At 63.8% G+C, this 12,248-nt stretch carries 11 protein-coding genes; 1 reads left to right on the top strand and 10 read right to left on the bottom strand.

Annotation, left to right across the window (positions count from 1 at the left end):
- Positions 1-53 precede the first annotated feature (53 nt).
- Positions 54-212, bottom strand: a complete 159-nt coding sequence (locus M2D63_RS10555) for a YqaE/Pmp3 family membrane protein (protein ID WP_003177654.1) — start codon at positions 210-212, stop codon at positions 54-56.
- 160 nt (positions 213-372) lie between these two features.
- On the bottom strand, positions 373-1,653 hold the full coding sequence (locus M2D63_RS10550) for an aspartate aminotransferase family protein (RefSeq protein WP_285862827.1): 1,281 nt from the start codon (positions 1,651-1,653) through the stop codon (positions 373-375).
- A gap of 158 nt (positions 1,654-1,811) precedes the next feature.
- Between M2D63_RS10550 and M2D63_RS10545 the strand changes: the two genes are divergently transcribed.
- On the top strand, positions 1,812-2,735 hold the full coding sequence (locus M2D63_RS10545; protein WP_285862826.1) for a LysR family transcriptional regulator: 924 nt from the start codon (positions 1,812-1,814) through the stop codon (positions 2,733-2,735).
- A 230-nt stretch (positions 2,736-2,965) separates the two neighbouring features.
- On the opposite strand, the gene M2D63_RS10540 is transcribed toward M2D63_RS10545, so the two are convergent.
- From M2D63_RS10540 to bioF, 8 genes are all read right to left on the bottom strand, one after another.
- A complete protein-coding gene (locus tag M2D63_RS10540; protein ID WP_285862825.1) occupies positions 2,966-4,744 on the bottom strand; it encodes an acyl-CoA dehydrogenase C-terminal domain-containing protein in 1,779 nt (592 codons plus the stop codon).
- 123 nt (positions 4,745-4,867) lie between these two features.
- Entirely contained in the window at positions 4,868-6,151 is a 1,284-nt protein-coding gene (locus M2D63_RS10535; protein WP_285862824.1) for a diguanylate cyclase, read from the bottom strand.
- A gap of 222 nt (positions 6,152-6,373) precedes the next feature.
- Complete coding sequence (locus M2D63_RS10530) at positions 6,374-8,179, bottom strand: phenylacyl-CoA dehydrogenase (protein WP_285862823.1); 1,806 nt, start codon at positions 8,177-8,179, stop codon at positions 6,374-6,376.
- Positions 8,180-8,448: 269 nt separating this feature from the next.
- Entirely contained in the window at positions 8,449-8,745 is a 297-nt protein-coding gene (locus tag M2D63_RS10525; protein ID WP_285862822.1) for a pyrroloquinoline quinone biosynthesis protein PqqE, read from the bottom strand.
- Between the two features lie 107 nt (positions 8,746-8,852).
- On the bottom strand, positions 8,853-9,533 hold the full coding sequence (gene bioD, locus M2D63_RS10520) for a dethiobiotin synthase (protein ID WP_285862821.1): 681 nt from the start codon (positions 9,531-9,533) through the stop codon (positions 8,853-8,855).
- Between the two features lies 1 nt (position 9,534).
- Positions 9,535-10,359 carry a malonyl-ACP O-methyltransferase BioC gene (gene bioC / locus M2D63_RS10515; RefSeq protein WP_285862820.1) on the bottom strand — a complete coding sequence of 275 codons (825 nt, stop codon included), beginning with the start codon at positions 10,357-10,359 and terminating at the stop codon, positions 9,535-9,537.
- On the bottom strand, positions 10,352-11,083 hold the full coding sequence (locus tag M2D63_RS10510) for an alpha/beta fold hydrolase (protein WP_285862819.1): 732 nt from the start codon (positions 11,081-11,083) through the stop codon (positions 10,352-10,354). The genes bioC and M2D63_RS10510 overlap by 8 nt, the downstream gene beginning before the upstream one ends.
- Positions 11,076-12,248, bottom strand: coding sequence for an 8-amino-7-oxononanoate synthase (gene bioF, locus M2D63_RS10505; protein ID WP_285862818.1), 1,173 nt, complete (start codon positions 12,246-12,248; stop codon positions 11,076-11,078). The genes M2D63_RS10510 and bioF overlap by 8 nt, the downstream gene beginning before the upstream one ends.

Genomic DNA, 12,248 nt, shown 5'->3' with positions numbered 1-12,248 from the left:
AACGATCGATCGCGGGGCAAGCCCGCTCCCACCGATTGCAATCTGGCCATGCCTTACCGCTTGGCGATGATGTACACCGCATGCACGATGCCCGGGATGTAGCCCAGCAGGGTCAGCAGGATATTCAGCCAGAAGGCGCCACCGAAGCCGACCTGCAGGAACACGCCCAGCGGCGGCAGGAGAATGGCGATGATGATGCGGATAAAGTCCATGGCGCAGCTCCCTTCAGTGATGTTCTAGAACTGACTGTAGCGCTGCATCAGGGTTCAACCGGCAAAGCGCAGACAAAAAAACGCCCCAAGCCAAAAACTGCAGGCCCGGGGCGATGCGCAGGAACGCGAGACGGTTCGTAGAATTCTTCAGTACAGGCGATCAGGCCGTGGCTTCACGCCGCTGGTGCTGTTGCGCCGAATGCACGCGGGCGAAGGCCCGGGCCAGACGCAGGAGCATTTCGTCGATGTTGCCCTTGCTCACGGTCAGGGCCGGCGAGAAACGCAGCACATCGGGCTGCGGGGCGTTGAGCAGCAACCCTTCGTGCAGGGCCGCCTCGACCAGCTCGGCGGCAATCTCCTCACCCAGTTGCAGCGCCCAGAGCAGCCCCTGGCCGCGGACTTCGCGCTGGCCATAGCGACCGGCCAGGCGGCTCAGGCCATCACGCATGTGCCGGCCGGCATCCTCGACCTGCTCGAAAAAGCCGGGTTCCAGTACGGTCTCCAGTACCGCAAGACCGGCCGCGCTCATCAGCGCATTGCCATGATGGCTGCCTTCAAGCTCACCGGCCTCGGCGCAACAGGCACTGCCACGGGCCAGCAAGGCCGCCAGCGGTACGCCGCCACCCAGGCCCTTGCCCAGGGTGATGATGTCGGCGCGCACGCCGTAGGTCTGCTCGGCAAGCAAGGCGCCACAGCGGCCAACACCGGTCTGCACCTCGTCGAGGATCAGCAGGATGCCCAGCTCGCGGCACAGGCGCTCGACACCCTTGAGGTAGTCGGCCGTTGCCGGAATCACCCCGGCCTCGCCCTGGATAGGTTCGAGCATGATCGCCACGGTGCGCGAATCGACAGCGGCGTGCAGCGCCTCCAGGTCGTTGAACGGCACCTTGCTGAAACCTGGCAGGCCCGGTTCGCAGCGGTTGCACGGCGACGGATCGGAAGCCGACAGCGCACCCAGGCTGCGCCCGTGGCAGCTCTGGCTGGCGGTGATGATGTGGTAGGCGCCGTTACGATGCAGCTGGCCCCATTTGCGTGCCAGCTTGATGGCGCCTTCACAGGCCTCGGCGCCGCTGTTGAGCAAGTAGGCCTGGTCGCTGCCGGTGCTCTGGCACAGAAGGTTGACCAGCGTCAGCAGGCCACGGCTATGGAAGCCGGCGCCTGGATTGATCAATGCCTGGGCCTGGCTGCCCAGTGCCTTGACCAGCACGCTGGGGCTATGGCCGAGGCTGTTGACCGCACAGCCCTGGGTGAAGTCGAGGTAGGCATGGCCTTCGCTGTCCCACAACCAGGAGCCCTGGCCGCGGACGAACACCTGCGGCGCACGTTCGCTAGCGGGCATCAGGCAATCGCGCGACAACGCATCATTGGACGTTGCGGCAACCGGCACAGGCTCGCGCTCGGCCACGACGGGCGCAGGACGTCGAAAACTGAACAGATTCATGTTTTCAACCCTTTTGCCATGCCTATGTAAACAACATCCTGATACACGCTGCTCATCCCGCCTTGTGGCTCTGCAAGCCTTATGAATACGGGATAGACTAGGCGTATTGGCGGTCAACGGCCATTTGGTTTTTCGAGCATTTTTGATAAGTATTTCTTATGGATTTTCGCCAACTGCGTTATTTCGTCGCGGTCTATGAAGAAGGCCATGTAGGCCGGGCCGCCGAGCGCCTGTCGTTGTCGCAACCGGCACTGTCGCAACAGATCCGCCAGCTCGAACACAGCCTCGATGTCAGCCTGTTCGAACGGGGCAACAAGCGCCTGTTGCCGACCCTGGCAGCGCATACCCTGTACAACCACGCCCTGCCCCTGCTCGACGGCCTGCAGCGGGCCCGCGAGGCCCTGCGCAACTTCAAGGGCCAGGCACTGCGCACCCTGGCCATCGGCGTCCTGCAGACCGTGCGCCCGAGCCTGGTGCCGCAATTGCTCGACCGGGTGCGCAAGGCCCAACCGCACCTGGTGGTGCAGATCTATGAGCTGTCGGGGCTGGAGATCGAGCGGCGCCTGCTCAATGGCAGCCTGGACATTGGCATCAGTTACCTGCCGCCGCGCCAGCCAGGGTTGCATGGCCTGATGCTGTACGAAGATGAACTGCAACTGGTCATCCCCAACACGCATCCACTGCGCGAATTCAAGAAGGTTTCGCTCAAGCAGGCCGCGGAGCTGCCCATGCTGCTACTCGGCGAAGAGTTCCAGGTACGGCAGATCTGGCAGACGCAACTGGCCAACCTCGGCCGACGTCCGCAGGTGCAGGCCGAAATGAACAACATGGGCGGGATTCTCGACAGCCTGGCGCATACCTCGCTGGCAACGGTGCTGCCGGGCCGGGCCAAGGAAGTGGTCGAAGACGATCAGGAACTGCTGTGGAAGCCTCTGAGCGAACCGCGGGTGCCGCTGAAGATCGGCCTGGTGTTTCGCGACGCACAACGCCAGCAAGCCTCGGTCGAGTTGCTGCGCACGCTGCTGGAAGAGGAAGCCGATCCGCGGCAGATGGGTGTTTCACCTTTGGATGTGCTGGGCTGAAAACTTTTCTTCAGGCAAAAGAAAACCCCGCCTAGGCGGGGCTTTGCAGACTGTTTCCCTGACATCCATTTCGCCCCGCCGTCCTGGCAGGAATCCTTCGTGTCCATGTTCTGTACATTGCGCTTCCTGCGCTACGTCCATGTGAGAAGATTAGCTGTGGATCCAATCTTCCGATAGAGGCGAAAAGTCACCACGTCATGTAAGAGAATGCTTACAAGCGCGCCACGCCATCAAAACTGCGCCGCATCGAGCAGGTACAGCGATTCGCTACCGGCCTTCACCGAGGCGCTGAGCGAGTGGATACGTGGCAGCAGGCGGGCAAAGTAGAAGCGCGCAGTGCCCAGCTTGCTGGCGTAGAAATCGTCTTCGCCCTGCTTGGCCAGTGCCGTGCGTGCCATCAGCGCCCACATGTAGGCATATGCGGTATAGCCGAATGCCTGCAGGTATTCCACCGAGGCGGCGCCAATTTCATTCGGATTGCTCTTGGTCCGGTCCAGGACCCAGGCCGTCAGCTCGTCGAGGTTGTCTAGGGCGGCATTCAGCGGTTTGATGAACTCGTCCAGCTCAGTGCCGGCGCTGGCGGTGAACTGGCGGATCTCGTCGGCGAACAGTTTGTACAGTGCGCCACCGCTGCCCACCACCTTGCGCCCCATCAGGTCCAGGGCCTGGATGCCGTTGGTACCCTCGTAGATCTGGGTAATGCGCACATCACGCACCAGTTGCTCCTGGCCCCACTCGCGAATGTAGCCATGGCCACCGAATACTTGCTGGCCATGGACCGTCGACTCCAGGCCCAGGTCGGTGAGGAATGCCTTGGACACTGGCGTCAGCAACGCCACCAGGTCGTCGGCACGCTTGCGAGTGGTAGCATCTTCGCTGAACTTGGCGGTGTCCAGTTGCATCGCCACGTAGGTGGAGAAGGCCCGGCCGCCCTCGTTCAGCGCCTTCATGGTCAGCAGCATGCGACGCACGTCCGGGTGGACGATGATCGGGTCGGCGACCTTGTCCTTGGCCTGCGGGCCGGTCGGCGCACGGCTCTGCAGGCGGTCACGGGCGTATTCGACGGCGTTCTGGTAGGAGCGCTCGGCCGTGGCCAGGCCCTGGATACCTACACCCAGTCGCTCGTAGTTCATCATGGTGAACATCGCCGCCAGGCCCTTGTTCGGCTCGCCGACCAGGTAGCCCACGGCGTCATCGAAGTTCATGACGCAGGTGGCCGACGCCTGGATGCCCATCTTGTGCTCGATCGAGCCACAGTTGGCCGGGTTGCGCGCCCCCAGGCTGCCGTCGGCGTTGACCAGGAACTTGGGCACCAGGAACAGGGAAATGCCTTTCGGCCCGGCCGGTGCGTCCGGCAGCTTGGCCAGCACCAGGTGGATGATGTTTTCGGTCAGGTCGTGTTCGCCACCGGTGATGAAGATCTTGGTGCCGCTGACCTTGTAGCTGCCGTCGGCCTGCGGCTCGGCGCGGGTGCGGATGATCCCCAGGTCCGTACCGGCGTGAGGTTCGGTCAGGCACATGGAACCGGCCCAGGTTCCGGCGTACATGTTCGGCAGGTATTTGTCCTTGAGCTCGTCGCTGGCATGGGCGTTGATCGACAGGCAGGCGCCGGCGGTCAGCATCGGGTACAGGCCGAAGGCCAGGCTCGAGGAGTTGACCATTTCCTCGACCTGGGCCGAGATCACCTTGGGCATACCCATGCCGCCATAGGCCGGATCGCCACCCACGCCTACCCAGCCGCCTTCGGCGTAGGTCTTGTAGGCGTCGATGAAACCCGCCGGAGTGCGCACGACGCCGTTGTCCCAGTGGCAGCCTTCTTCGTCGCCGCTGCGGCTGAGCGGCGCGATGCTCTTGCCAGTGACCTTGCCGGCCTCCTCCAGCACCGCCAGGGCGGTCTCTTCGTCGACGGCTTCGGCCAGCCCGGGCAATTGCGCCCAGAGCCTGGCCACTTCGAAGACTTCATTGAGGACGAAGCGCATATCGCGCAGGGGCGCTTTATAGTCAGCCATGGCAACCTCTCACACTTGAGTCGGGGACGGCCCCGCAGGACCGTTTCACTGTTATGCAGGCAGTGTAACCGAACAACTTTTGCGAGACATAGGGTCATCTAGCGACCGCATAGTCAGTTTTGGTCACGCCATGCGTACCGCTCCACGCTTGGCCTGGACCCCATGGGCCATGACGCAGTTACGCCCCGCGCCCTTGGCGCTGTACAAGGCCTGGTCCGCCGATTTGAGCACTTCGTCGGGTGAGCGGTGATCGACCAGGCGCTCGCTCACCCCGATGCTGATGGTCACCGACACACTGGATGCGCCCGAGGCTCCACGGCGCTGGCGCCCTTGCTGATCGTCCAGCGGCCGGCTGTCCTGGTTGCGCAACTGGATGTTGTAGTTGGCGATCACCTCACGCACCGCCTCCAGGTGCGGCAGGCACTCCTCGACCGTCTTGCCGGCGAACACCAGGGCGAACTCCTCGCCACCGTAGCGATAGGCCCGGCCACCACCGGTCACTCTGGACAGTTTGCTCGCCACCAGGCGCAGCACCTGGTCGCCGACGTCATGGCCATGGGTGTCGTTGAATTTCTTGAAGTGATCGACGTCGGTCATCGCCAGCACATAGTTGCGCCCCAGGCGCTGCATGCGCTCGTTGAGGGCGCGGCGTCCCGGCAAGCCGGTCAGTTCGTCACGGAAGGCCATCTGGTAGGCCTCGTGGGAAACCGCCGCGGCGATCATCAGCATCACCTGGCTGCACATGATGTTCAGGGTGAAGGGCAGGATGAAGGTCTTGGGCAGCATCCAGAAGATACCGATCAGGCCGATGATCTGCGCGGCATGCAAGGGCCGTGGCTGGCGCAGGTACTGCACCACCAGCAGGATGAAGGCGATGAGGAACACCGGATAAGCCAGCTGGATCAGGCTCATCCACTGGCCGTGCAGCGAAGGCCAGCGAATCTCTGCCAGCCAGCCCAGCAACGCCTGTGGAAAACTCTGCTCCAGCCCCAGGGCGACACTGCCCACGGCCAGCAATACGGCGAAGCGCGCCACCATGTCCTGGAACAGGTGGGTGCGCTCCTGCCAGGCGCCGTACAACGCGAACATCAGTGGCAACAGCAGGCAAACCAGATGAAACACCACCGCTGCATCTTCGCGGACACGGCCATTGTCACGGTAGAAATCGGTCTGGGTATCGAGCAGGAAGTAGGCGATATACACCGTGACCATCAGGAACAGTTCGCGCTGCCTGCGATAAACAGCGCAGTAGGCACCACCCAGCAACAGCACCAGGGTAGGCAGGACGTTGAACAGCGATGTGAAGAAGACGCTGAGGTCCCTGACATAGGCAGCCGCGAGCCCTGACACCAGCAGGCAGGCTGATGGCAGAAAGTGGCTCAGGCGTACAGCGGATAAACGAAACAAGGGTAATCTCCGACCCGGCAGATCAATAATGGCATTGTGCCGTCAATGTATCGGCAACGCACATGAATAGATGAACCCGGGGTCGACAGAAATCCTGGTAGGAGCGGGCTTGCCCCGCGATGCAATGTGGCTGCCCGTACGTAATCGCGGGGCAAGCCCGCTCCTACAAAGCAAAAAAAACGCCTGCCGGTGAGGGCAGGCGTTCTGGTTGCAGCGCAGGACTCAGTACGACAGGCCGAAGTGCTCTTCGTTCATGTCCATCAGGTTGCCGGCGCCCGACAGCATGGTCGCAACGTGGGTGCGGGTACGCGGCAGGATGCGCTGGAAGTAGAAGCGCGCCGTCTGCAGCTTGGCGGTGTAGAACGCCTCTTCGCTGGTGCCAGCCGCCAGTTTCTCGGCAGCCAGGCGCGCCATGTCGGCCCAGAAGTAGGCCAGGCAGGCGTAGCCGGAGTACATCAGGTAGTCCACCGACGCCGCACCGACTTCCTCGCGGTCTTTCATCGCTGCCATACCGACCTTCATGGTCAGCTCGCCCCACTCCTTGTTCAGCTGGGCCAGGGGCTCGACGAATTCCTTGACGGCGTCGTTGCCTTCCTGGGACTGGCAGAACTTGTGCACGATCTTGGTGAAGCCCTTGAGCGCTTCGCCCTGGGTCATCAGCACCTTGCGGCCGAGCAGGTCCAGCGCCTGGATACCGGTGGTGCCTTCGTACAGCATGGAGATACGGCTGTCGCGCACGTTCTGCTCCATGCCCCACTCGGCGATGAAGCCGTGGCCGCCATAGATCTGCACGCCGTGGTTGGCGGCTTCGAAGCCGACTTCGGTCATGAACGCCTTGGCGATCGGGGTCATGAAGGCCAGCAGTGCGTCGGCTTTCTTGCGCTCTTCTTCGTCCTGGCTGTACTTGACGATGTCGACCTGCTTGGCAGTGAAGTACACCATCGCACGGTTGCCTTCGGCGAAGGCTTTCATGGTCAGCAGCATGCGACGCACGTCCGGGTGGACGATGATCGGGTCAGCCGCCTTGTCCGGTGCCTTCGGGCCGGTCAGCGAGCGCATTTGCAGGCGGTCGCGAGCGTATTTCAGACCACCCTGGAACGCCACTTCGGCGTGGGCCAGGCCTTGCAGCGCGGTACCCAGGCGAGCGGTGTTCATGAAGGTGAACATGCAGTTCAGGCCTTTGTTGGCCGGGCCGATCAGGTAGCCGGTGGCCTCGTCGAAGTTCATCACGCAGGTGGCGTTGCCGTGGATGCCCATCTTGTGTTCGATGGAACCGCAGCTGACCTTGTTGCGCTCACCGACGGTGCCTTCGGCGGTCGGCAGGAACTTCGGCACGATGAACAGGGAAATGCCTTTGGTGCCGGCCGGTGCGTCGGGCAGGCGGGCCAGGACGATATGAACGATGTTGTCGGCCATGTCGTGTTCACCGGCCGAGATGAAGATCTTGGTGCCGGAGACTTTGTAGGAACCATCAGCCTGAGGTTCGGCCTTGGTGCGCAGCATGCCCAGGTCGGTACCGCAATGAGGCTCGGTCAGGCACATGGTGCCGGTCCACTCGCCGGATACCAGTTTGGTCAGGTAGGTGTGCTGCTGCTCGGCGGTGCCGTGCTCGGAGATGGTGTTCATCGCGCCATGGGACAGGCCCGGGTACATGCCCCAGGACCAGTTGGACTCGCCGACCATCTCGCTGATTGCCAGGCCCAGCGACTCGGGCAGGCCCTGGCCGCCGTGATCGACGTCATGGGCCAGGCTCGGCCAGCCACCTTCGACGAACTGGTTGTAGGCTTCCTTGAAACCGGTCGGCGTCTTCACGCCCGACTCGCTCCAGGTGCAGCCTTCCAGATCACCCACACGGTTCAGCGGGGCCAGTACCTGTTCACAAAACTTGGCGCCTTCTTCGAGGATGGCGTTAACCATGTCTGGAGTAGCGTCCTGGCAAGCCGGCAGGCTCTGATAATGCGCTTCGTAACCGAGCAGCTCGTCACGAACGAAGCGAATATCACGCAAGGGGGCTTTGTAATCAGGCATAGCGATGAACCTCTGCTGATGAATCCTGGATAGGGAGACCGCGACAGACCGACCAGCTCTTGGCGGCTTTCGGTCAAACAGTTGTTTGAAACATACGTTTACGCCGAAAACTTGTCAAGCATCAACCAGAGGGCAGTTCCGCCATGGCAAACTCCGCGTAGCACCGGCGCCAACCCTGAACAAACGGGCAGCCGAACGCCCACCGACAAGGCCAGGGTGCTGATACTCAAAGGTTAGTTGACGCCGCGCAGGGGGCGCGGCAGGACGGCTCAGGCGTAGGTGTCGATGAGCGTGCCGAGCATTTCGTCCGATGCTTTGGCCACTTTGACACCGAGTTCGACCTGGTGCTTGCCCAGGGCCATTTCCACGGTGCTGGTGGCCAGGTCCATCTGCTGACTGCGATCGACCGCGCGCAGGCGCTCGGCCTGATAGTCGCTGGACTGGCTGGTGGCGCTGCGTTCGACGCTGGTGGTGGCGATCTGGCTGGCGGCCTGGTCGACGCGTTGCTGGCCGGCCTGGATGGCGCCCAGGCCTGCATAGAATACCGAGTTGCCCGAGATTTCCATGTCAAAACTCCCTGACGCTGAAGGCGAACAGCCTCTATTGAAGCAGACCTGGGGGTAATATGCCCGTTGAAATCAGTAATGGCATGTTGCCATTTGATAGGTACTGGCTAGTCCAGCAAATCCAGCTGCAAGTGTTCGGCGACCTGCTCCGCCGAAGCCTGCTTGAGCTTGGGCACCCGCCCCAGGCAAGGGGCCGGCAAGCGTTCGGCGAGGGTCGCGAGGTTCTCTTCCAGGCGCGAGGTGCGCGGATCGACGATGTTGGCCACCCAGCCGGCCAGGGGCAAACCATCGCCGGCAATGGCTTCGGCGCTCAGCAGCGCATGGCTGATGCAGCCCAGGCGCACGCCTACCACCAGGATGACCGGCAGTTTCAGGGCCATGGCCAGGTCCGACAGGTTGGCCTGGCCGGACAGCGGCACGCGCCAGCCGCCGGCCCCTTCGATCAGGGTAAAGTCGGCGCCCTGGGCAAGCACATGGCGCATGGGGGCCAGCAGCGCCTGCACGCTCAACGTCACCCCCGCCTCCCGGGCCGCCAGGTGCGGTGCGATGGCGGGTTCGAAAGCGAACGGATTGATCTGTTCGTAAGGCAGCTTGAGCGTACTCTGGTCCATCAACGCCAGGGCGTCGGCATTGCGCAGGCCTTTGCCACTGGTCACGCACCCGGATGCTACGGGCTTGGCGCCCAACGTGCTCAATCCGGCCTGGCGCGCCGCATACAGGAGTCCGGCGGCGATGGTGGTCTTGCCGACGTCGGTGTCGGTTCCCGCGATGAAATAGGCCGGGCTCATCTCATTCACCTCCTGGCAGCGGCTTTCGCAATACACCGTAGACCACTTGATAGGTCGCCGGCAGGCCCTGGGCGTCACGGAACTGTTCGTAGGCCTGCAGCAGGCCCTGCATCCGCGCCCGGCCGGTGAGGCCGGCGGGGCGGCCGGGGTTCAGATTATGCGCCCCCAGGGCCTTGAGTTCGTGGGTCAGGCTGCGCACGTCGGGGTAATGCAGCACATGGGGGCGCGCCTCCAGGCTCAGCACCTGCATCTGGCTGGCGCCACACAGGCGCTGGTAGTCCTCCAGGCGACGGAAGCGATTGACGTGCACCAGCCCGTCGACCGCCTGCCAGCTTTCACGCAGTTCATGCAGGGTACCAACGCACAGGCTGGAGAACGCCAGCACGCCACCGGGCTGCAAGACCCGTCGGGCCTCCTCGAGCACGGCGGCGAAGTTGCCGCACCACTGCACCGCCAGGCTGCTGAACACCAGGCCGACACTGGCTTCGCGCAACGGCAGGCGCTCGGCATCGCCGGCGACATAATCGTGGGCACCGCCGTGCTGGCGGGCGTGTTCGAGCATGCCCTGGGCGATATCCACGGCAATGCCGGGCGCCTCGGCAAAACGGGCGGCCAGGGCCCGGCTGAAATAGCCCGTACCGCTGCCCAGGTCCAGCCAGCGTTGCGGTTGCAGGTCTTGGGGCAGTTGCTCGATCAATGCCGTGCCGACGGCGCGCTGCAATTCGGCGACGCTGTCGTAGCTGGCCGCTGCGCGAGAAAACGAAGCCGCCACCTGACGCTTGTCGGGCAACGCACCGGGCAGGCCCGATTGGGAAAGATCAGTCATCGCCACTCTCATGCAGGAAACTCTTGATGCTGGCAGCCAGCTCCTGGGGATACTCGAGGAGGAAGGCATGGGCGCTGTCTTCGACCAGGCCTACCTCCACGTCGGGTAGCAACTCGCCAAGGCCTTGCGCCGCTTCGGCAGGCACCAGAGCGTCGCGACCGGCGAACAGGTGCAGCTGCGGCCCCGTATAGCCTTGCAGTGCCTCACGGGTGTCCAGTTCGGCCAGCACTTCCAGGCCCTTGGCGAGGAACACCGGATCGGTATCGGGGATACCGACGCGCAACTGGCGGATCAGGCTGCGCGGCTCTGCGGCGCCTTCGCTGCACAGTGACATGAAGCGCTTGAGGGTGACCTGGGTGTGGCTGCGGCAACCGTCGAGAAAGGTCGCGAAGGTATCCACAGGCATCGCATGGGGCCAGTCCTTGCGCACGACGAAACTCGGGTTGCTGGCCAGGGTCAGCAAGCCACAGCAATGATCGCCCCGGCGCGCCGCCAGTTCGGCAGCGAGCATGCCGCCCAGGGACCAGCCACCCAGCCAGGCATCGGTAGGCAAACGCCGGTCGAGGTAATCCAGCCAGTGCTCCAGGGTGCCCTCGGCAAGCTCGGGCAAAGGCGCCAGTTCAATCTGCAGCTTGGCATCCTGGGCGCGCAGGCTGGCCGCCAGCGGTTGCAGGGATTCAGTGCCCAGGCCCCAGCCCGGCAGCAGAACGAGTCGGTTACGCATCAGCAGGCTCCAGCAGCGGGTAACAGTCGGCCAATGCATCCAACAATAGCTGCACCTGTGCCGCACTGTGCGCCGCGCTCAAGGTTACCCGCAGGCGCGCGCTGCCGGCGGGTACCGTCGGCGGACGAATCGCCGTGACCAGCAGGCCACGTTCGCGCAGCATCTGCGAGAGCCGCAAGGCACGGGCGCTGTCACCGATCAGGATCGGCTGGATCGGGGTGAAGCTGTCCATCAACTGCAGGCCGATCTGCTCGGCACCACTGCGAAACTGCTGGATCAGCGCCGCCAGGTGCTCGCGACGCCAATGCTCGCTGCGCAGCAGTTGCAGGCTGCGCAAGGTGGCGCAGGCCAGGGCCGGCGGCTGGCTGGTGGTATAGATGTAGGGGCGGGCGAACTGGATCAGGCACTCGATCAACTCTTCGCTGCCGGCAACAAAAGCGCCGGCGGTGCCACAGGCCTTGCCCAGGGTGCCGATCAGCACCGGCACCTGCTCATGGCTCAGGCCGAAATGCTCGACGATCCCGCCACCGTTGCGTCCCAGGGTGCCCAGGCCGTGGGCGTCGTCGACCATCAGCCAGGCATCGCGGGCCTTGGCGGCGGCAACCAGGGCCGGCAGGTCGGCGATGTCGCCATCCATGCTGAACACCCCGTCGGTGACCACCAGGGTATTGCCCACCGCCTTGTCCAGGCGGCTGGCGAGGCTGGCGGCGTCGTTGTGCAGGTAACGGTTGAAGCGTGCGCCACTGAGCAACCCGGCATCGAGTAGCGAGGCGTGGTTGAGGCGGTCCTGCAGCACCGTGTCGCCCTGGCCGACCAGGGCCGTCAAGGCGCCCAGGTTAGCCATGTAGCCGGTGGAAAACAGCAAGGCGCGGGGCCGCCCGGTCAGTTCGGCCAAGGTTTCCTCGACCTCGTGATGCGGTGTGCTGTGGCCGATCACCAGGTGCGAAGCGCCACCGCCCACGCCCCAGCGCTCGGCCCCGGCGCGCCAGGCGGCAATCACTTCGGGGTGATTGGCCAGGCCCAGGTAGTCGTTGCTGCAGAAGGCCAGCAACGGCTGGCCGTCGACCACCACCTGCGGGCCCTGCGGGCTCTGCAGCAAAGGCCGCTGGCGGTACAGGTCGGCAGCGCGGCGTTGCTCCAGCCGCGCGCGAAGATCAAAGGCCAT

This window comes from Pseudomonas sp. BJa5, assembly GCF_030272875.2.
Lineage (GTDB): Bacteria > Pseudomonadota > Gammaproteobacteria > Pseudomonadales > Pseudomonadaceae > Aquipseudomonas.
Note: the sequence above shows the minus strand (reverse complement) of the source record. Positions and strands in the feature narration are given on the sequence as shown.

What these genes read in the sequence shown, in the direction of transcription:
- M2D63_RS10555 (WP_003177654.1), bottom strand. Translation starts at nt 212, where the DNA reads ATGGACTTTATCCGCATCATCATCGCCATTCTCCTGCCGCCGCTGGGC.
- M2D63_RS10550 (WP_285862827.1), bottom strand. Translation starts at nt 1,653, where the DNA reads ATGAATCTGTTCAGTTTTCGACGTCCTGCGCCCGTCGTGGCCGAGCGC.
- M2D63_RS10545 (WP_285862826.1), top strand. Translation starts at nt 1,812, where the DNA reads ATGGATTTTCGCCAACTGCGTTATTTCGTCGCGGTCTATGAAGAAGGC.
- M2D63_RS10540 (WP_285862825.1), bottom strand. Translation starts at nt 4,744, where the DNA reads ATGGCTGACTATAAAGCGCCCCTGCGCGATATGCGCTTCGTCCTCAAT.
- M2D63_RS10530 (WP_285862823.1), bottom strand. Translation starts at nt 8,179, where the DNA reads ATGCCTGATTACAAAGCCCCCTTGCGTGATATTCGCTTCGTTCGTGAC.
- M2D63_RS10525 (WP_285862822.1), bottom strand. Translation starts at nt 8,745, where the DNA reads ATGGAAATCTCGGGCAACTCGGTATTCTATGCAGGCCTGGGCGCCATC.
- bioD (WP_285862821.1), bottom strand. Translation starts at nt 9,533, where the DNA reads ATGAGCCCGGCCTATTTCATCGCGGGAACCGACACCGACGTCGGCAAG.
- bioC (WP_285862820.1), bottom strand. Translation starts at nt 10,359, where the DNA reads ATGACTGATCTTTCCCAATCGGGCCTGCCCGGTGCGTTGCCCGACAAG.
- M2D63_RS10510 (WP_285862819.1), bottom strand. Translation starts at nt 11,083, where the DNA reads ATGCGTAACCGACTCGTTCTGCTGCCGGGCTGGGGCCTGGGCACTGAA.
- bioF (WP_285862818.1), bottom strand. Translation starts at nt 12,248, where the DNA reads ATGGCCTTTGATCTTCGCGCGCGGCTGGAGCAACGCCGCGCTGCCGAC.